The sequence below is a fragment of the Nisaea sp. genome (genome assembly GCF_039990255.1).
Classification (GTDB): domain Bacteria; phylum Pseudomonadota; class Alphaproteobacteria; order Thalassobaculales; family Thalassobaculaceae; genus Nisaea.
On sequence record NZ_JBDXGG010000007.1, the window covers coordinates 14,762 to 33,803 of the forward strand.

Annotated in this window: 22 protein-coding genes; 16 read left to right on the forward strand and 6 right to left on the reverse strand. The window is 60.7% G+C overall.

The features are described 5' to 3' along the window. Positions 1 to 53 precede the first annotated feature (53 nt). The 7 genes from ABJ076_RS04775 (at position 54) to ABJ076_RS04805 (ending at position 5,265) form a co-directional block, all read left to right on the forward strand. The gene (locus tag ABJ076_RS04775; protein WP_348188797.1) at positions 54 to 950 is read left to right on the forward strand and encodes a heme o synthase; all 897 of its coding nucleotides are present in this window, start codon (positions 54 to 56) and stop codon (positions 948 to 950) included. A gap of 4 nt (positions 951 to 954) precedes the next feature. After that, a complete protein-coding gene (locus ABJ076_RS04780; protein ID WP_348188763.1) occupies positions 955 to 1,092 on the forward strand; it encodes a hypothetical protein in 138 nt (45 codons plus the stop codon). A gap of 3 nt (positions 1,093 to 1,095) precedes the next feature. Beyond that, a complete protein-coding gene (locus ABJ076_RS04785) occupies positions 1,096 to 1,707 on the forward strand; it encodes a cytochrome c oxidase assembly protein (RefSeq protein ID WP_348188765.1) in 612 nt (203 codons plus the stop codon). Positions 1,708 to 1,754: 47 nt separating this feature from the next. Beyond that, positions 1,755 to 2,540 carry a cytochrome c oxidase subunit 3 gene (locus ABJ076_RS04790; RefSeq protein ID WP_348188767.1) on the forward strand — a complete coding sequence of 262 codons (786 nt, stop codon included), beginning with the start codon at positions 1,755 to 1,757 and terminating at the stop codon, positions 2,538 to 2,540. Positions 2,541 to 2,573: 33 nt separating this feature from the next. Continuing rightward, positions 2,574 to 2,948: a DUF983 domain-containing protein gene (locus ABJ076_RS04795; RefSeq protein WP_348188769.1), complete on the forward strand. Its 375-nt coding sequence runs from the start codon at positions 2,574 to 2,576 to the stop codon at positions 2,946 to 2,948. 99 nt (positions 2,949 to 3,047) lie between these two features. After that, a complete protein-coding gene (locus tag ABJ076_RS04800) occupies positions 3,048 to 3,779 on the forward strand; it encodes an SURF1 family protein (RefSeq protein WP_348188771.1) in 732 nt (243 codons plus the stop codon). Beyond that, the gene (locus ABJ076_RS04805) at positions 3,772 to 5,265 is read left to right on the forward strand and encodes a carboxypeptidase M32 (RefSeq protein WP_348188773.1); all 1,494 of its coding nucleotides are present in this window, start codon (positions 3,772 to 3,774) and stop codon (positions 5,263 to 5,265) included. The genes ABJ076_RS04800 and ABJ076_RS04805 overlap by 8 nt, the downstream gene beginning before the upstream one ends. Positions 5,266 to 5,291: 26 nt before the next feature. On the opposite strand, the gene ABJ076_RS04810 is transcribed toward ABJ076_RS04805, so the two are convergent. Then, positions 5,292 to 5,549: a DUF6356 family protein gene (locus ABJ076_RS04810; RefSeq protein ID WP_348188775.1), complete on the reverse strand. Its 258-nt coding sequence runs from the start codon at positions 5,547 to 5,549 to the stop codon at positions 5,292 to 5,294. Between the two features lie 129 nt (positions 5,550 to 5,678). Between ABJ076_RS04810 and ABJ076_RS04815 the strand changes: the two genes are divergently transcribed. Together ABJ076_RS04815 and ABJ076_RS04820 are read left to right on the forward strand one after the other, a co-directional pair. After that, the gene (locus ABJ076_RS04815; protein ID WP_348188777.1) at positions 5,679 to 6,146 is read left to right on the forward strand and encodes an Lrp/AsnC family transcriptional regulator; all 468 of its coding nucleotides are present in this window, start codon (positions 5,679 to 5,681) and stop codon (positions 6,144 to 6,146) included. Positions 6,147 to 6,173: 27 nt separating this feature from the next. Continuing rightward, the gene (locus ABJ076_RS04820) at positions 6,174 to 6,758 is read left to right on the forward strand and encodes a GNAT family N-acetyltransferase (protein ID WP_348188779.1); all 585 of its coding nucleotides are present in this window, start codon (positions 6,174 to 6,176) and stop codon (positions 6,756 to 6,758) included. Here ABJ076_RS04820 and ABJ076_RS04825 read toward each other — a convergent pair. Next, entirely contained in the window at positions 6,755 to 7,651 is an 897-nt protein-coding gene (locus ABJ076_RS04825) for a DUF1932 domain-containing protein (protein WP_348188781.1), read from the reverse strand. The genes ABJ076_RS04820 and ABJ076_RS04825 overlap by 4 nt on opposite strands. 109 nt (positions 7,652 to 7,760) lie before the next feature. Between ABJ076_RS04825 and thrC the strand changes: the two genes are divergently transcribed. From thrC to ABJ076_RS04850, 5 genes are all read left to right on the forward strand, one after another. Beyond that, positions 7,761 to 9,185, forward strand: coding sequence for a threonine synthase (gene thrC / locus ABJ076_RS04830; RefSeq protein ID WP_348188783.1), 1,425 nt, complete (start codon positions 7,761 to 7,763; stop codon positions 9,183 to 9,185). Beyond that, entirely contained in the window at positions 9,182 to 10,453 is a 1,272-nt protein-coding gene (locus ABJ076_RS04835) for a pitrilysin family protein (protein WP_348188785.1), read from the forward strand. Before thrC ends, ABJ076_RS04835 begins: the two co-directional genes overlap by 4 nt. 60 nt (positions 10,454 to 10,513) lie before the next feature. Next, positions 10,514 to 11,197 (forward strand): GNAT family protein, encoded by a 684-nt coding sequence (locus ABJ076_RS04840; protein WP_348188787.1) that lies wholly within the window; start codon positions 10,514 to 10,516, stop codon positions 11,195 to 11,197. A gap of 102 nt (positions 11,198 to 11,299) precedes the next feature. Next, complete coding sequence (locus tag ABJ076_RS04845; RefSeq protein ID WP_348188789.1) at positions 11,300 to 12,502, forward strand: M20 aminoacylase family protein; 1,203 nt, start codon at positions 11,300 to 11,302, stop codon at positions 12,500 to 12,502. Positions 12,503 to 12,550: 48 nt separating this feature from the next. After that, positions 12,551 to 12,898: a GFA family protein gene (locus ABJ076_RS04850; protein ID WP_348188791.1), complete on the forward strand. Its 348-nt coding sequence runs from the start codon at positions 12,551 to 12,553 to the stop codon at positions 12,896 to 12,898. 8 nt (positions 12,899 to 12,906) lie between these two features. On the opposite strand, the gene ABJ076_RS04855 is transcribed toward ABJ076_RS04850, so the two are convergent. Beyond that, positions 12,907 to 13,497 carry a YqgE/AlgH family protein gene (locus ABJ076_RS04855; RefSeq protein WP_348188793.1) on the reverse strand — a complete coding sequence of 197 codons (591 nt, stop codon included), beginning with the start codon at positions 13,495 to 13,497 and terminating at the stop codon, positions 12,907 to 12,909. Between the two features lie 181 nt (positions 13,498 to 13,678). Here ABJ076_RS04855 and ABJ076_RS04860 point away from each other — a divergent pair, with 181 nt between their 5' ends. Together ABJ076_RS04860 and ABJ076_RS04865 are read left to right on the forward strand one after the other, a co-directional pair. Next, on the forward strand, positions 13,679 to 15,778 hold the full coding sequence (locus ABJ076_RS04860) for a protein-disulfide reductase DsbD domain-containing protein (protein WP_348202628.1): 2,100 nt from the start codon (positions 13,679 to 13,681) through the stop codon (positions 15,776 to 15,778). Between the two features lie 105 nt (positions 15,779 to 15,883). Then, positions 15,884 to 16,366, forward strand: a complete 483-nt coding sequence (locus ABJ076_RS04865; RefSeq protein ID WP_348190243.1) for a peroxiredoxin — start codon at positions 15,884 to 15,886, stop codon at positions 16,364 to 16,366. A gap of 57 nt (positions 16,367 to 16,423) precedes the next feature. On the opposite strand, the gene ABJ076_RS04870 is transcribed toward ABJ076_RS04865, so the two are convergent. The 3 genes from ABJ076_RS04870 to argF form a co-directional block, all read right to left on the reverse strand. Continuing rightward, positions 16,424 to 17,008: a hypothetical protein gene (locus tag ABJ076_RS04870; protein WP_348190241.1), complete on the reverse strand. Its 585-nt coding sequence runs from the start codon at positions 17,006 to 17,008 to the stop codon at positions 16,424 to 16,426. 76 nt (positions 17,009 to 17,084) lie between these two features. Continuing rightward, positions 17,085 to 18,047: an Hsp33 family molecular chaperone HslO gene (locus ABJ076_RS04875; RefSeq protein ID WP_348190239.1), complete on the reverse strand. Its 963-nt coding sequence runs from the start codon at positions 18,045 to 18,047 to the stop codon at positions 17,085 to 17,087. A 28-nt stretch (positions 18,048 to 18,075) separates the two neighbouring features. Then, entirely contained in the window at positions 18,076 to 18,978 is a 903-nt protein-coding gene (gene argF / locus ABJ076_RS04880) for an ornithine carbamoyltransferase (RefSeq protein ID WP_348190237.1), read from the reverse strand. Positions 18,979 to 19,042: the final 64 nt, after the last annotated feature.

Below are 19,042 nucleotides of genomic sequence, written 5' to 3' on the forward strand. Positions count from 1 at the left end.
GAAGACGGACCGGAGCAAGAAAGGTTCCTTGCGTGTCTGACACTTCCATCGAAATGAAAGCGGCGGCGCCAACCGCCGCTTCCGCGTCTCAGGCGATACGGGACTACCTGTCGCTGCTGAAGCCGCGCGTGATGTCGCTGGTTGTCTTCACCGGGTTTGCGGGACTCTTTCTTGCGCCCGGAGAAATCAACCCGGGCCTCGCGGCCGTGGCGGTGCTGTGCATTGCGATCGGCGCCGGTGCCTCTGGCGCTATCAACATGTGGTATGATCGGGATATCGATGCCGTGATGACCCGGACCCGCGGGCGGCCGATCCCTACCGGGAAGGTCGGGGCGGACGAGGCGCTTGCCTTCGGCGTCATCCTGTCCGGCATGTCGGTCATGATCATGGGGCTGGCGACCAACTGGGTCGCTGCGGCATTGCTGGCCGGTACAATCGCATTTTATGTCTTCATCTACACCATGTGGCTGAAGCGGCGGACGCCGCAGAACATTGTGATCGGCGGCGCTTCCGGAGCCCTGCCTCCGGTGATTGGCTGGGCCGCGGTGACCGGCGACGTTACGGCGCTGCCGCTCGTGATGTTCCTGATTATTTTCATGTGGACCCCGCCGCATTTCTGGGCACTGTCGCTCTATCGCTCCGGCGATTACGAGGCAGCGGGCGTGCCCATGCTGCCGGTTGTTTCCGGTCGGCGGGAAACCCAGAAGCAGATCCTGATCTACACCTTGCTGCTGGTGCCAATCACGCTGCTCCCGGTAGCATTCGAGTCGGTTGGGATGCTCACATACGGCCTGCCCGCGGCGGCGTTCGGGGTGGTGTTCATTCTCTCCGCCTGGCAGGTTTTCCGCGACGCCACCGAGAAGAACTGCCGGCGCCTTTTCGGCTTTTCAATCCTCTATCTGTTTGTTCTTTTTACGCTGCTGATCATCGATCAGGCGGCGGGAGTTTAAGGCGATGAGCGAGGAGCAAAAGTCGAATACACGCGAAGAACTCTACGCCCGCAAGCGCGGCAAAAATCTGGCAATTCTTGCCTGTATCGTTGTCGCTGCTGTTCTGTTCTATGCGATCACCATCCTGAGGATGGGAGGCTGAGCAATGCGAAAGTCGTCCCAGCAGCAACGTAGTAACGCCCGCACCGGCCTGCTTCTGGCGGGTGTGGTGGTCTGCATGGTGGGTGTCTCGTTTGCGTCGGTGCCGCTTTATGACCTGTTCTGCCGGGTGACCGGTTTCGGCGGGACCACACAGGTCGCCGATCAGGACGCGGCAGAGATTCTCGAACGCAAGGTGACGGTTCGGTTCAATGCCAGTGTGCAGCCGGACCTCAAATGGCGCTTCAAACCTGAGCAGAGAGCCATCGAAACGCGGGTCGGCGAAACCCAGCTCGCGTTTTACGAGGCGGTGAACCTTGGCGACGAGCCTATTGTCGCGACGGCGACGTTTAACGTGTCTCCAGACAAGGCCGGGCTCTATTTCGACAAGATCGATTGTTTTTGCTTCACCGAACAGATCCTGAAGCCGGGGGAACGAGTCGATATGCCGGTTTCGTTCTATATCGACCCGGATATGGACAAGGACGTGAAGATGGATGGAGTGACCACGATCACTCTGTCCTACACCTTCTACAAGGCCCAGGATCAATCTGCGGCGAAAGCCGCCCGGGACCAGGCAAATGCCGGGACTCGCGGAACTGCGGATATCAAGGGATAATCGAGGAGAGTAAGGCGCGATAAGCGCCGGACTGAAGGGGAAAGATAATGAGCGGACATCCACAACATTCCTTCCATCTGGTCGAGCCCAGCCCATGGCCCTTTGTCGGCGCTATGTCTGGCTTCGTGGCCGCTGTCGGCGGCATCATGTACATGCATGAGCAGGCGTTCGGCGGCTATATCCTGATCGCCGGGCTGTTGGCCATCATGGCGACAATGTATTTCTGGTGGCGCGATATCGTGCGCGAAGCCGAATTCCAGGGGCACCACAACCACGTTGTTCAGCTCGGCATGCGCTACGGCATGATCCTGTTCATCGCTTCCGAAGTGATGTTCTTTGCCGCGTTCTTTTGGGCATTCTTCGACAGCGCGCTGTATCCGGACACTGGTGTCTGGCCACCGGAAGGCATTGTGACGTTCAATGCCTTTGACCTGCCCTTGATCAACACCATGGTTTTGCTGCTGTCTGGCTGTACCGTGACCTGGGCGCATCATGCACTGATCGAGAACAAGCGCGACCAGTTCCAGCTCGGTCTCGGCCTCACGGTCTTGCTCGGCATCCTCTTTACTGCCCTGCAGGCTTACGAATACAGCCACGCCGCCTTCGGCTTTACCGACGGCATCTATGCCTCGACCTTCTATCTGGCCACGGGCTTCCACGGCTTCCACGTTATTATCGGCACCACGTTCCTTGCTGTTTGCTGGTTCCGTGGCCGTGCCGGCCATTTCAAGCCGAACCACCATTTCGGCTTCGAGGCGGCTGCCTGGTACTGGCACTTCGTTGACGTTGTATGGCTGTTCCTGTTCGTCTGTGTTTACTGGTGGGGCGGCTGATCCAGCAAAGCTGGGGATAGCGGAGGAGACGCCGTGAGCGAGCCTTATTATCCTCCGCAGTCGCCGTTCTCGACCGGGCTGGCCTGCCGATGTCCGCGCTGTGGCAAGGGCAGCCTGTTCGAGGGATTTCTGACCGTTCGGGAGACGTGTTCGAGCTGCGGTCTTGACCTGAAAAGTGAAGACAGCGGCGATGGTCCGGCTGTCTTCATTATTTTCGTTCTGGGCGGCACAATTGTGCCCATCGCTCTCTGGTTCGAAACTCTGTTCGCGCCTCCGCTCTGGGTTCATGCCCTGCTCTGGAGCGTGGTTGTCCTGGGTGGCACGATTGCCCTTCTGCGCCCCTTGAAGGCCTTCACAATCGCCCTGCAATACAAACATAAGACACCGAGTGGTCCCTTGGGCGATTAGTTGGAGCGGCTCGTTCGGAACTGGGCAAAATACCGCCTGGGGTCTACGGTCCAATCCGACCCCAGTTTCCCCGGTTTGCGTGAAATGTCTGGAAAAAGAATGTTCGGCAATCGCAGGTTCCGTCCCACTTTCTGGGCAACCTTCTTCACGATAATCTCCGTCGCCTTCATGCTGAGCCTTTGCTATTGGCAGCTGCAGCGGTTGGCTTGGAAGTCCAACCTGATCGAGCAGTTCGAAAGCCGAGTCGAGGCGACGCCAGTTTCTCTGCCGGACAGCATCGATGACATCGAGAATTGGCGCTACAAGCGCGTTCGGCTCGAAGGAACCTACCTCCATGACAAGGAATTGCTGGTAACTGGCAAGCCGTTCAAGGGGAATGCCGGGTTCCATCTGATCACGCCTATGACGCTGGTGGACGGTCGTACCGTGCTCGTGAACAGGGGATGGATTCAGCTCAAGCGGCAAGGCCCCGTCGATACGACTCCCATGCATGTCGAGGGCGTTCAGACGGTCGACGGCCTGATCCGGCAGGATCGGCTGAAAGGCTATTTCGTGCCCGACAACGAGCCGGACAATGAGGTCTGGCTGTATATCGACACGGCGGAGATGGCGGCCGAAAGGGGCCTTGGCCCGGTGCTGCCCTTCTATGTGGACAAGCTGCGCGACTCGGGACCGCTGATCATGCCAATCGGCGCCGAAGGCAAAATTCATGTCCGGAACGAGCATCTGACCTATGCCGCCACCTGGGCCTTGCTCGCGCTGACCCTGATCGTCATCTATGTGATCTATCACTTCAAACCCGAAGACGAGACGGAGCCCGACCGTGACTGATAGCGCCTACGCCGCCCTGGAGAAACGTTTCAGACGATATTCCGCTCTCTCGGGAGCAAGTGGCGTTCTCGGCTGGGATCAGGAGACCATGATGCCGTCCGGCGGTGCGGAAGCGCGGGCAGAGCAGTTGGCGACGCTCGATGTGTTGCAGCATGAATTGCTGGCTACTCCGGCTGTCTCCGACGAGCTGGCGCAGGCGGAAGCGGACAACGCTGCGCTTGATCCGATGCAGCAGGCAAACCTGCGGGAAATGCGCCGGGTCCATACCAACGAGACCGTGGCGCCTGCCGATCTGGTGGAAGCCCGGTCCAGGGCCACATCCGCCTGCGTCGTCGCCTGGCGTGATGCCCGCGCGAAGGACGATTTCTCAGCTGTCGCTGGCAAGCTCGCCACGGTGCTTGAGCTGACCCGCGAATATGGCGCGATCAAAGCCGAGACGCTCGGTTGCGGTCTTTACGATGCCTTGATCGACAGCTACGAGCCTGACGGCACGATGGCCTGGATCGATCCGGTCTTCACACGATTGAAGGCTGAGTTACCGGGTTTGATGGAGAAAATTCTGGAGCGGCAGGCCTCGGGTCCGGCGCCCCTGAACCCGGAAGGCCCGTTCCCCGCTGCGAAGCAGAAGCAACTCGGCGCGCGGGTTATGCACGCGCTCGGTTTCGATTTTGCGCATGGCCGGCTCGATGAAAGCGCACACCCCTTCACCGGCGGAATTCCGGACGATGTCCGTATCACGACACGCTATTCCGAGGATGATTTCAGCCGCGCCCTGATGGGGGTGATCCACGAGACCGGTCACGCTCTCTATGAGCGGGGGCTGCCGGTGGAATGGCGCAACCAGCCGGTCGGCTCCTCACGCGGTATGGTGATGCATGAAAGTCAGTCCCTGCTGATGGAGATGCAGGCGTGCCGCGCGCCGTCCTTCTATCGGTTCCTTGCGCCGCTAGCGGCCGATGTTCTGGAAACGGGCGGTCCGGCAATGACGCCGGAGAATCTGAACCTGCTTGGCCACAGAGTGGCGCGCGGACTGATCCGGGTCGATGCGGACGAGGTGACTTATCCGCTGCATGTCATGCTGCGCTACGATCTGGAAAGAGCTATGCTCTCCGGTGATCTCGCGCTGAAGGATCTGCCGGGCGCTTGGCGTGACGGGATGAAGGCGTCGCTCGGTGTGGCGCCCGAGGACGACCGGGACGGCTGCCTGCAGGATATCCACTGGTATCACGGCTCTTTCGGCTATTTCCCGACCTATACCCTCGGTGCCCTGGCGGCAGCCCAACTCTTCAAGGCGGCACACAGCGCTTTGCCCGACCTGGATGAACGTGTTGCAGCCGGCGATTTCTCCGGCCTGCTGACTTGGCTCATCGAGAATGTTCATTCGGTTGGCAGCGCTAAGACAACGGACGAAATCATCAGCGCCGCAACCGGTGTGCCACTCTCAGCGGACGCATTCCTGGACCACCTGAATGAGCGATATCTCTAACCGGTCACTCTGCCTCGCAAAGAGATCTATTCAGCCGGTTGCTGGCTGAGTTCGGTGTGGTTCTTTTCCATAACTGCATGCCGCGCGCCGCCGGACATACGGCCATAAAGCTGCGCGATGGTCTTGCTTCCGGTCCGGGTGCAGAGGAACGGGAACAGGCCGTGCACCATGCATGCGAGGCCGCCAAGGATCATCGCACCGCCGGTCGAGGTCGCGAACCCGAAATGCTGCCAGTAGCTCTCGCCGACCGATTGCGGATGGCTGGTGAAGATTTTGAAGATCATGGCGGCGCCCCGGATTGAATGTGGAAGTCGCATTCATTCTGGCCCGAAATCGTGGCAAAAAGTTTGCTATTTTCCTCAAGAATCGGCTGTGTGTTAGAATGTTATTCTAACATAGTCGGGTAATGTGGAATGAAGATCGACGAGACAGACCGGCGTATCCTCGCCCTGTTGCAAGAGAATGCTGATCTCTCCGTGGCGGAGATCGGCACCCGTGTCGGCCTCTCTTCGACACCCTGCTGGCGGCGTATCCAGAACCTCGAGAAGCAGGGCGTGATTCGCAAGAAGGTGGCGTTGTTGGATCGCCGCGCGGTCGACGTGCCACTGACTGTCTTCGTCATGATCCGTACCAGCCAGCATAGCGATGTCTGGCTGGAGAAATTCGCCAAGGGCGTTTCGGATATCCCGGAAGTTCTCGAATTCTACCGCATGAGCGGGACCGTCGATTACCTGCTCCGTGTCGTGGTCCCGAGCGTGGAGACCTATGACGCGGTCTACAAGCGTTTGATCTCGATCGCGGATCTGGCCGAAGTCAGCTCCAGTTTCGCGATGGAAGAGATCAAGTATACGACGGCCTTGCCGCTTGGTTATGCTGGTTGAGGGGAGATTTCGCGGAGAGAGGCAGCGATGGGTGAGGTAACGGAAATTCTGGATATCCCAGATATCCCAGTGCTGGAAACGGAGCGACTAATCCTTCGGCCGCTTGAGCTCGCCGATGCACCCTCGGTGCAGAAAACCTTCCCGCAATGGGATATCGTGAAGCACCTCTCTAGCGCGTCTATCCCATGGCCCTATCCACCGGACGGGGCGGAGACATTCATTCGTGATTTTGCCCTGCCTGCCCAGCGTGCGGGCACCGAGTGGACTTGGTCATTGCGGCCCAGATCGAAGTCGGAAGAACTGATCGGATTGATCGGTCTCTATGACAAGTCGGAAGCCAATCGCGGTTTCTGGCTGGCACCAGAATGGCAGGGCAAAGGCTTGATGTCGGAGGCGGTGGAGGTGGTGACGGATTTCTGGTTCGTCACCCTCGGTCGATTGCTCATGCGCATCCCGAAGGCGGCGCCGAACCTCGCGTCCCGCCGTATCTCGGAGAAGACCGGCATGCGTCTGGTTGCGACGGGCGAGAAAGACTATGTCTCCGGGCGCCTGCCGACGGAGGTTTGGGAAATTACGCGCGAGGAATGGCTGGCGCAAAAGACCACGCGTTAGGCACGCCGCTCCCGGAGCGCATCCGCAAGCCGTGCCACAAGATCGTCCAGATCGGTGCCCATGGTCCGGTTCTCGACCACTTCCTTTCCCAGCGGGGTGCTTTCGATAAAGCGGTAGATATCGGCTGCGCCCTCGAAGGTCTTAGGTGTCAGGCCTGCATCGCCATAAGTCTTGGCGATCTCCTCCATCTCGCCGACCCAGCGGTAGGCTTTCGGCGGCATGCCGGGGAGGCTGCTGGTCATGCTGGCCCGCAACGGTGCGAGAACGTTGCTCATCTCGGTTTTCAGGGCGGGTCCGACCCCTTCCAGCTCTGCCGTCACGAAACTCTGTATGGCGAGGGCCTGGACACCCTTGGTCATGGTTGCGAAACACATCTTCAGGGCGGAAGCAGCACCGATTTCATCGCCGAGCGGGCGGATGTCGAGGGCGGGGCAGAGGGACGTAAGGGCCTCGGCGCCCAGGCCGCTCAGGTAAACACGCGGGCTCGGCCGTCCCGGATAGGGCGGGCCGCCAATGATGCCGCCGTCGAGAAAGCCGATACCGGCGGCTTCCGCTGTCGCCTGAAGCTGCCGCGCCGTGGAGGGAGCGACGGCGTTCAGGTCGGCAATCAGCGCCTTCGGTTTCGTGCCGAGCGTTCCCGCCGCCTGAGCCATCCGTGTAACGAAGCCCCCCGCTTGATCCGGCGGCATGATGGAGAAGATTGCATCGCATTCGGTGAGCAAAGCCGCGTCGGAGCCTAGATCCGCGATGCCTGCTTTTTTCGCCAAAGCGCGGCTGCGATCGGAGCGGCCTTCGAGGTTGGTGACGACCCGAATTCCGGCTTCGCCAAGCCGCTGGCCGATGGCGTGTCCCATGTCCCCGGGCGTCATGATTCCGACAGTTTCGATGGTCATGTAAAGCGTCCCGGTTTGCATCATATCCCGACAGAGCCGGCATTGTTGCAAGAACCCAGCGCCACCGCTAGGTTGCGTCCTTTCGAACGGCGAAAAAGAGACGGCGGACGTGCGCTATATCAGTACCCGGGGCAAGGCCCCTGAACTCGGTTTTGAAGACGTACTCCTGACGGGCCTCGCCCGCGACGGTGGGCTCTATGTCCCGAAGACATGGCCGACACTCACTCCGGCGGATCTGAAACGGCTCGCCGGGCTGTCCTATGCCGAGACCGCGTTCGAGGTTTGCCGCCTGTTTACGGGCGATGCGTTCGACGACGCGACGCTAAAGGGCATCATGGACGAGGTCTATGGCAGCTTTGAGCACAGCGCCGTCGCGCCGCTGAAGCAGCTCGACGGCAATCTCTGGGTTATGGAGCTGTTTCACGGACCGACGCTGGCCTTCAAGGACTATGCGATGCAGGTCCTCGGCCGGATGTTCGATCATGTGCTGACCAAACGTGGCGAGAAGGTCACGATTGTCGGTGCCACTTCGGGCGATACCGGCTCGGCCGCCATCGAGGCGTTCCGCGACAGCGCCAATGCCGAGATCTTCATTTTCTTCCCGAAAGGCCGGGTCTCTCCGGTGCAGCAGCACCAGATGACGACGGTCGATGCGCCGAACGTCCACGCCATTGCGTTGGAAGGCACCTTCGACGATTGCCAGGACATGGTGAAGGCGCTGTTCAACGACATCGCCTTCCGGGACGAGCACAATTTGTCCGGCGTGAACTCGATCAACTGGGCGCGCATCCTGCCGCAAGTGGTCTATTACGTGACCTCGGCGCTCAGCATCGGGGCCACGGCGGAGCGGCCTGTCTCTTTCGTCGTGCCGACCGGGAATTTCGGCAATATCTTCGCCGCCTATGCCGCCAAGCAGATGGGGCTGCCGATCGACCGCATGGTGGTGGCGACGAACCAGAACGACATCCTGTCCCGCTTCCTCGCTTCCGGCGAGATGACGCTGGAAGGCGTGCAGCCCTCGATCAGCCCGAGCATGGATATCCAGGTCTCCAGCAATTTCGAGCGCTTCCTGTTCGATCTCTTTCACCGGGATGGCGCTGCGGTGACCGATGCACTTTCGAGCTTTCGCGAGACTGGCAGCTTTTCAATTTCGCAGGGCATGCTGGAACGTGCTCGTGCCGAGTTCGACGGCTTCCGGACCGATGAGGCCGGGACCAAAGCGACCATCAAGGCGGTTTACGAGGAGACGGGCGAGATTACCGATCCGCATTCGGCGGTCTCTCTTGGTGCCGCACGTCAGGCCCGCGACAGCGGCGCCATCGGCACCGATATGCCGATGATCTCTCTTGCCTGTGCCCATCCGGCGAAGTTCCCGGATGCGGTGGAGTCCGCCATCGGTCTGCGCCCGGCATTGCCGCCACGGCTCGCCGACCTGCTTGAGCGTGAAGAGCGTATGACCGTGCTCGCTAATGACTACGGGACTGTCAGCACCCATATAGCAGGCATCGTCAAGACCAAGGAGAACGCTGCATGAGCGGCGACATGGACGGAATCAAGATCACCGAACTCGCCAACGGCGCCCGCGTCGTGACCGACAAGATGGCCAGCGTCGAGAGTGTCTCTCTCGGGGCATGGCTGAATGTTGGCACCCGGCACGAGGTCGCGGCCGAGAACGGCGTGGCGCACTTGCTGGAGCATATGGTGTTCAAGGGCACCCGGCGCCGCTCGGCGCTGCAGATCGCCGAGGAGATCGAGGCGGTCGGCGGGCACATGAATGCCTACACGGCGCGTGAGCAGACGGCCTATTACGCCAAGGTGCTGAAGGAAGACGTGTCGCTGGGTGTTGATGTCATCTCGGACATTCTGGTGAACTCAACCTTCGACGAGCAGGAACTGACCCGCGAACGGTCCGTGATCATCCAGGAGATCGGTCAGGCGGCGGACACGCCGGACGACATCATCTTCGATTATTTCCAGGAGACCGCCTACCCGGAGCAGGCAATGGGCCGCCCGGTTCTGGGCCGCAGCGAAATCGTCCAGGAGATGAGCCGGGACGGCATCATGGCCTTCATCAACGAGAATTACGCGGGCGACAGCCTGATCTTCTCTGCGGCGGGCGCCGTCGATCATGACACGGTAGTGGCCGAGGTTGAGCGCGGCTTCGGCGCGCTCGGAGCGCAAACTGCAGCAAAGACGGAGGCCGCCGCATACAAGGGCGGCGAGACCCGGGTCGAGAAGGATCTGGAACAGCTGCACCTGTTGCTCGGCTTCGAGGGAATGGGCTTTCATGACCCGGACTTCTATGCCCAGCAGGTTCTCTCCATGCTGTTCGGCGGTGGCATGTCCTCACGGCTTTTCCAGGAAATACGGGAGAAGCGCGGGCTAGTCTATTCCATCTATTCCTTCAGTGCGGCCTACCACGATAGCGGCATGTTCTCGATCTATGCCGGGACCGGCGAGAAGGAATCTGTCGAACTGATGCCGGTGGTCTGCGATGAGCTGATGGATGTCGCGGCAAATGTAAGCGAAGAAGAGGTGGAGCGCGCCCGTACGCAGCTACGTTCCGGTCTGCTTATGAGCCGGGAGAGCACGTCGAACCGGTGTGAGCAACTGGCCCAGCACATGCTGGTCTACGGCCGTCCAGTCTCGGTTGAGGAGCTTGTCACCAAGGTCGATGCGGTCGACACGGCGGCGATCCGACGGGTGGCAGAAAGGTTGCTCAAGAGTACGCCGACTCTGGCTGCTCTCGGCCCGACCAAAAGTCTTGAATCCTACGACAAGATTTGCGCCCGGCTGAACTGACGAACCGGCGTCGGCGTTCTCTCAGGTCTTCCGGCCCCGTACGGCAAGCGTTGCCGTACGGTGGTTCTGCTTGCCATCCGTACGGTTAACGGGAAAAATGGCGCTGTAACGGGCTTCGAGGGGATTGGCGAATTGGTCCTGACGTTTTTTCCGCCGTCCAAGATCGAGCCGCGCGTATCTCTGCCGCGGCTTTATCTCAGACAGCCGAATAAGAACGACTGGCGTGAATGGGCCGAGCTGCGCGCAATCAGCCGGGACTTTCTTGTCGAGTGGGAACCACGCTGGCCGGACGACGCCCTGACACGCGCCGCCTTTAGACGCCGCCTTGCCCGCTATGCCGAAGATTGGGCGCGGGACCAGGGATATTCATTCCTCATATATCGGCGCAGCGACGATGCGCTGGTAGGCGGAATCACCATCGCCAATGTCCGCCGGGGCGTCGCCCAGTGCTGTACCATCGGCTACTGGATCGGTCGCCCGTATGCCCGGAACGGCTATATGACAGAGGCTGTGCATGGCGCCTGCTCTTTTGGTTTCGATCAGTTGTCTCTGCACCGCGTCGAGGCGGCCTGCCTGCCGCGCAATTATCCGAGCCAAGGCGTGCTGCGCAAAGTCGGCTTCCGAGAAGAAGGGCTTGCAAAGAAATATCTGAAGATCGACGGCCGCTGGCAGGACCACGTCCTGTTCGCGCTGCTGCGTGAGGAGTTTTACCCAAGCTTCGCGGATGAGTTGAAGCACTTCTAGGCGGGCTCCTTCCGGTTCAACTCGACGAGAGCGTTTCGGATTGGCATTGTTGTTCCGTATCCCGCCAGACCGTCCGGATCCGGCGAAATCACCGGAGCTTCCATGACCGATATTCCCGCCTTTTCATCGCGCCATCACAACCGTATTGCCGCCCTGCATGGGGACGTCACCGAATGGCGCCGCGATCTGCACGCTCATCCCGAGACCGGGTTCGAGGAGGTGCGCACTGCCGGGATTGTCGCCGAGAAGCTGCGGGCCTTCGAGGTCGACGAGGTGCTGATCGGGATTGCGACCACGGGCGTGGTCGGTATTGTTCGCGGCCGTTCCGAGGGGCCTATGATCGGGCTCCGCGCGGATATGGACGCGCTGCCGATGCAGGAAGTCGGCGACGTGCCCTACAAGTCGACAGTTCCCGGAAAGATGCATGCCTGCGGGCATGACGGGCACACCGCGATGCTGCTTGGGACGGCTAAACTGTTGGCCGAGAGCCGGGATTTTGCCGGTTCGGTCGCGCTGATCTTTCAGCCGGCGGAAGAAGGCGGCGGCGGCGGCCGGGTGATGGTCGAGGAAGGCCTGTTCGAGAAGGCGAATTGCGAGACGGTCTGGGGCCTGCACAACTGGCCGGATCTGCCACTCGGAACCTTCTGCCCGCTGGCCGGGCCGACCATGGCCGGGATCGACTATTTCGACATCGCCGTGCGCGGGCAGGGCACCCATGCTGGGATGCCCCATGACGGCGTGGACACGGTACTGGCGGCGGCCCACCTGGTGACCGCAATCCAGAGCGTGCCGGGACGCAATGTCTCGCCACATAAGACCGCGACCATCGGGGTCTCTATGTTCAGGGGCTCGGACGCCTATGTGGTGATGCCGGACGAAGCGGTGATCGGTGGCTCGGTGCGCTATTTCGAGCCGGGCGTGCGCGATCTCGCCGAGGCACGCATTCGTTCACTGGCAACTGGTATCGCCGAGGGCTTCGGCTGCGAGGCGGTGATCGACTACCGCAAGAACTATCCCCCGGCCATCAACCCGCCCGCCGAAGCGGAATTCGCCGCCGGAGTTGCCGGGTCGCTGGTTAGCCCTGACAAGGTCATCCGGGAGCATGATCCCTGCATGGCGGGCGAGGATTTCTCCTTCATGCTGAACGAGCGCCCGGGGAACTATATCTGGATGGGCACCGCATCGCCGAATCATGCCTCGGGCAAGCTGCATTTCCCGGACTACAACTTCAACGATGCGTCGATTCCGCTCGGCATCGGGTATTGGCTTGCGCTGGTGGACAAGTTGTTGCCGGAAAACGCCTAGGCGAACGCCTTATGCTTTGGTTTTTCGTGGCTGACCGGGGAGCAGAAGATGACCGTTTATTCAGGTAGCTGCCACTGCGGCGCGGTGCGTTTTAAGGTGGAGGCCGATCTTGATCATGTCCGGGTGTGCGACTGCTCGATTTGCCGACAGCGGGGCGCTTTGCTGCATCGGGTGGAAGAAAAGGCGCTGGAGTTGCTCACGCCGCTCGAAGATCTCACGACGTATCAGTTCAACACGAAGCAGGCGACGGACTATTTTTGCCCGTGTTGCGGCATCCTCCCGTTCCGTAGACCGCGCACCGCACCGCATTTATGGTCGGTCAACGTGCGTTGCCTTGAGGGTGTCGATTTAGAAGCGCTTCCGGTTGAACGAGTGCATGGCAGCCGATTGTCATGAACAACTAATCAGGCCCGTCCGGCCTCGGTCGAGAGCAGTGCGGAATCGACGCCGAGTTTGGCCAGCGCCCGGTCCCATTTGCTGTCGAGATCTTTATCGAAGACCAATGCGTTGTCGGCATCGACATTGAGCCAGGCATTTTCCTGAATCTCCCCGTCGAGCTGGCCCGGTCCCCAGCCCGCGTAGCCGAGTGCCAGAAGATGGCTTTTCGGCCCGCTGCCCGATGCGATGGTGCGGACGATATCGACTGTGGCGGTCAGGCCGAATTCCTCGTCGATATCCAGCGTCTCTTCGCTTTGATAGTCGGCGCTGTGCAGAACGAAACCGCGTTCGGTATCGACCGGCCCGCCGAAATGGACTGGCGGGTTGGTGACGATCTCCATCTCGCCGAGCGACATATCGAGCTGTTCGATCAGGTCGCCGAATTCAATCGAGCCGGCGAGACGGTTGACGACCAGACCGATCGCGCCTTCGGCATTGTGCACGCAGATATAGATCACGGAACGGGCAAAACGCGGATCGCGCATCGCGGGCATGGCCACAAGAAGCTGTCCGGTAAGATAGCCTTCCTGGGTTTCCTCGGTAACAGTAGTGGGCATTCTTGGCTGTCCTGATCCTTGGCGGCGCTTGGTCCACCAAATCTTTCCGTCAATTCCAGAAAATGTGACCGACGTGGCGGCTCCGGTCCACTATATATGCGGGACGCAAAGGGTATGAAACCCCTGCAACAACCTCGGGCATCTGATTATGAGTTGGGTTTTCCGCCCCAGAAATCCAATCGTGACCGCCATTCTGGGCGTCATCATGGCGCTTGGCGTTTTTGCGCGACCGGCGGCCGCTGTGACGGGCGCGTCCGACTGGGTGAGAACGGAATTCGCCGATGTCCGGCTGATTTCCGCAGTTGCAGGAACCAAAGGCCAGGACAGTGTCCCGCTTGGCCTTCAGTTCAGGTTGGACGACGGTTGGAAAATCTATTGGCGCGCGCCGGGCGATGCCGGTTATCCGCCGGAAATCGAATGGCAGGGCTCAGATAATCTCGCCGGGACGGCCTGGCGCTGGCCAGTACCGGAGCGTTTCAGCCTGTTCGGGCTGGAGACCTACGGATATCACGGCGAGGTGGTGATACCGATTCGGGCGACGCTTTCCCAGCCGGGAGCGCCGGTGGCGCTGAGGGCGGAGATGAACGCGCTTGCCTGCAGCGATATCTGCGTCCCGCTGACGGCCAGTCTGTCGCTTGATCTTGGGGGAACAGAAGCGCGTCCGACGGCTTTCGCCCAACTGATCGACAGGTTCCGTGCCCGGGTTCCCAAGAACTTGAGCGGGCTTGGCCTCGATATCGACACGGTTACAGCAGTCGGGACACCAGAGCCGCACTCGCTCGCCATCTCCATTAATGCAACGCGCCCGCTCGACACGCCCGACATCTTTCCGGAAGCGCGGCCGGGCTTTGCCTTTGGCAAGCCGGATATTGCTTTCTCCGCGGATCGGCGCTCTGCCGTGCTGACTATTCCCGCCTCGCTGCCGGCGGGAAGCAGGCTGACCGGTGAGGCAATAACCCTGACGCTGGTCGACGGCGACCGGTTCCTTGAGCGGAAGTTCATGGTATCGGAAGGGGGCGAGGGCGGAGTGACCAACCGCTGGGCGGCGCTGGTCGCTGTGCTCGGCATTGCCTTTCTTGGCGGCCTTATCCTCAATCTGATGCCATGTGTACTGCCGGTCCTGTCCCTGAAGCTGGTCGGGGCGGTGAAATATGGCGGGGCGGATAAGGGCACAATCCGGGCGGGGTTTCTGGCCTCGGCCGCGGGTATTGTCGTCTCGTTCCTATTGCTGGCGGGGGGTGCCATCGCACTGAAAGAGGCGGGTATGGCGGTCGGCTGGGGAATCCAGTTCCAGCAACCGTTGTTCCTTGCGCTCATGGTGGCCATACTCATGCTGTTCGCGGGCAATCTCCTTGGCCTGTTCGAGATCGGGTTGCCGCAACGCGTCTCCGATCTTGGACTTTCGGTTTCCGGAGCGGGCGGTCATGCGGACGAGACCAGCCTGTCGGGCCATTTTCTGACCGGTGCGTTCGCTACCTTGTTGGCGACGCCATGCTCCGCGCCGTTTCTCGGCACGGCGATCGGTTTCGCGCTGTCGCGCGGGGCGGTGGAGATTGCCGTGGTTTTCCTCGTCATGGGGCTCGGACTGGCCGCGCCCTACCTCTTGGTTGCCGCGCTGCCGGGGCTGGCGCGCGCCCTGCCGCGGCCGGGTGCCTGGATGATCTGGCTACGCCGTGTCCTCGGTTTGGCGCTGCTGGCGACGGCCGTGTGGCTCTTTACCGTCTTCGCGGCGACGACTGAAATGTTGCATGTCTTTCTGCTCGGTGGCGTGGCGCTGGTGCTGACGGCGGCATTGGCCTGGAGAGCGCGGAACGGAATGCTTGGCCGGCGCGCTGGCGCGCCTCTTGCTCTGGCAGCGATGATGGCCGTCCTGGCCGTCGGTGTGCAGGCGACGGTGCGAGAGGGAACCGTGCCGGAAGCATCTGCAATCGAAACTGCTTGGCGGCCCTTTGACAAACGGGAGATCTCCCGTCTGGTGGCGGAAGGCAAGACAGTTCTGGTGGATGTCACAGCGGATTGGTGTCTGACCTGCAAGGTCAACAAGTCGCTGGTTTTGGAAACTAATGAAATTTCTGGATTGATTGAGTCTGACGACCTCGTTGCGATGCGGGCCGACTGGACAACCCCCGATCCAAAGATCGCGGATTATCTGGCATCGTTCGGCCGATACGGGATTCCGTTCAACGCCGTTTACGGCCCGGGAGCGCCTGCCGGTTTGGCTTTGCCGGAGTTGCTCAGCCTGGAGGCGGTTCAATCCGCTATCGCGGAAGCTGGCAGCTGATGGTTTTGGAATTCGGGCTGGCCTGCCCGACCTCAAGCAGCGTATTTTCTAGCATTGATTTTTCTCGGCCAATGCGGCCGGCAACACCCAGGAGAGGGACAAGCAATGACCATTAAAGTTGGGGACGCTTTTCCGGCGTTGACGCTGAAAACAAATACCGCAGACGGGATCGACGATCTCGATACGGCAGAGTTTTTCAAGGACCGCAAGGTTGTCCTGTTCGCGGTACCGGGGGCGTTCACGCCGACCTGTTCCGTGAAACACCTTCCGGGTTTCGTGGAGAAGGCGGGCGATCTTAAAGCAAAGGGCGTCGACGCGATTGCCTGCACCTCTGTGAACGATGCTTTCGTGATGGGTGCCTGGGCAAAGGATCAGGGGGCTGGCGACTCGGTGACCATGGTGGCGGACGGTAACGCCGACCTCGCCAAGGCGCTCGGTCTTGAGATGGATGTCTCCGCCGCCGGTCTCGGCACGCGCTCCCAGCGCTATGCGATGGTTGTCGAGAATGGCACCGTCACCAAGCTTTTTGTTGAAGAGCCACGCGCTTTCGAAGTGTCCAGTGTCGAACACGTGCTGGCAAACATCTGACGATACCAAATTCGAACCGGAGCTGTGTCTGCCGCTCCGGTTCGTAACACGGATGCGCTAGCGGAGAAATTCTCCGAGATGCGCGCTGACCTGTGGTCTGATCACGGTGTCGAATTCACCCAAAAGCTTTTCCGTCAGGCCGTACCAAAGAGCTTCCCTGTCTGCCAGGGTGGCATCTTCGGCAATGGTCGCACTGCGGGTGGCGAAAGCTTCAGCCACGGCCCGGCGTCTGTTATCTGGCGAGCGGATCTCCAGTCGCACCGCGATACGGCTTGCATACCGCTCCGTCTGATCGGTCGTAAAAGCGCCCTTGAGCCCTGTTTTCACTTTGAGCTTTGTTTCGGTCACCGAGGCATCGGTGATGACCATCACCAGTTTGTCGGCGCCACCTGTGGCCTGCAGCACGTCCTCGGCCCAACGTTCGGCCGCCGGGCCGGGCGCGACAGGCATCTTGTGCTCCACATTGGGCGCGGCGAAAGGCATACGAAACTCGTTTATGACTTCGACGGAACCGACAGCAAGCCGGATCGGCGTCTTGTGCCGGAAGGTCAGCTCTGGAAAGTCCGCCGTCGGCGGCGTTGCGCAGGCACCGAGTAGCGGTGCGACGAACGCGAAAAGCAGAAAAGCAAGCCGGACTCGCATTGAGGGCCCCCGAGGTTTTAAAGGATAAATGAGCCTAGAGGCTCACTCTAGCCCAAGTGATGGGGCAGCATTGTGATCAATTTTCAGTGCTGGCGCGAAGTTCCTCAATGCCGGCTTCGTCATAGTCCCAGCGCGTTTTACAGAACTCGCAAACGACGAAAACCAGACCATCCACCGTCATATCCTGGATTTCCTCGTCGGACAGCGATTTCAGCACACTCTCAACCCGGTCTTTCGAGCAACGGCAGCGCTCCGCCACGGGATGGGCCGGATAGGCCCGGATGCCGCTTTCATGAAACAGACGGAACAACAGCCGGTCCGGTGCGACGCGGGTGCCGGCGATCTCGTCCGGGCTGGCGCTGCTCAGCATCACCATGGCGGTGCGCCAGGCATCCTCGTAAGCGTCCATGTCATGCACGGTGCGGGCTTTGCCCGGCTCCGGCGCTTCACCGCCGTCGAGCGGCATGCGTTGCAGCATCAGGGCGCCCGCGCGCCAGATGCCGAACTCGTCTTTGCGCACGGCGACATTGATGCCGGTCTCGAGTTGTTCGGACTGTCGGAAATAGTCGTGGGTGCATTCGGCGAGGGTCTGTCCGGCCAACGGCACGATGCCCTGATACCGTTCCGTATCCGCGCCCTGGTCGACCGTGAAGGCGATGTAGCCGCCGCCAATCATCCGGGGAACAGTTGCTTCGCCACTCTCGGCCACTTGCTTCACAGCATCTTCGTCGAACGCGGCATAGCCGCGCAGATGTCCCTCGCTGGTGAAATCCGCGACCATGGTGCGGATCGGCCCGTCTCCCTTGATCTGGAGGGAAAACACGCCCTCGTATTTCAGTGCGCCGGCGAGGCAGACCGTGATGGTCATGACCTCGCCGAGCATTTTGGATACCGGCTCGGGATAATCGTGCCGCTCCAGAATGGTGTGGGCGGCGGAGTTCAAACGCACCATGCGGCCGCGCAGGCCGAACGGGTCGAGCTGAAACGGCAGCAATAGATCGTCATGACCCGACTCTGCGAAAATGTCGGCGGTGCTCATCTTGATCTCCGGATCAGGCGTAACGGTTCTATGAAAGGCACCAGTTGAGGACAGCCTTCTGTGAATGCAACCTGTTCTCTGCCTCGTCGAAGACAATGGATTGCGGACCGTCGATGACCTCTGCCGTCACTTCCTCGCCGCGATGTGCCGGCAGGCAATGCATGAAGATCGCATCCGGTTTGGCTTTCGCCATCAAATCCTCGGTCACCTGATACGGGCCGAGCTGATTATGCACGTTGGAACTGTCGTCGCCCATGGAGACCCAGGTATCGGTCACCACGCAATCCACGTCCTTGACGGCTTCTTCCGGATCGTGTGTCAGGGTGACGTTGCCGCCATTCTTCTGCGCCCATTCCAGCAGGGCCGGGTCCGGGCTGCGTTCCGCCGGGCAGGCGATGCGAAGCTCGAAACCAAATTTCGTTGCCGCGTGAATCCAGGAGGAGGCCATGTTGTTGCCGTCACCGCTATAGGCGACGACTTTCCCTTTGATGGGGCCGCGATGTTCCTCGAAGGCCATCATGTCTGCCATGAGCTGGCAGGGATGCGAGCTGTCGGTCAGTCCGTTTATGACGGGAACGGTTGCGTGTTCCGCCATCTCGCGGATGGTTGCCTCGTCGAAGGTCCGCATCATTATGCAGTCGACATAGCGGGACAGCACCTTCGCGGTGTCGCTGACTGACTCGCCGCGGCCGAGCTGCAGGTCCGCCGCGTTCAGCACCACGACGTCGCCGCCGAGCTGCTTCATGCCGACTTCGAAAGACACGCGGGTACGGGTCGACGGTTTCTCGAAAATCATCGCCAGAGTTTTACCGGCCAGCGGTCTTTCAGTACCTGCCTCACCGCGTTTCATGGCCATGCCTTCATCTACAATAGACCGAAGGGTCAGCGCATCGATCTGGTCGAGATCGAGGAAATGGTTCTGTTTGGTCATATCGGAGTTCCAGAATCGGGGGCGGACGCCGGCCGGTCCATCTTGTGGACCGGCCGGTTGCCTT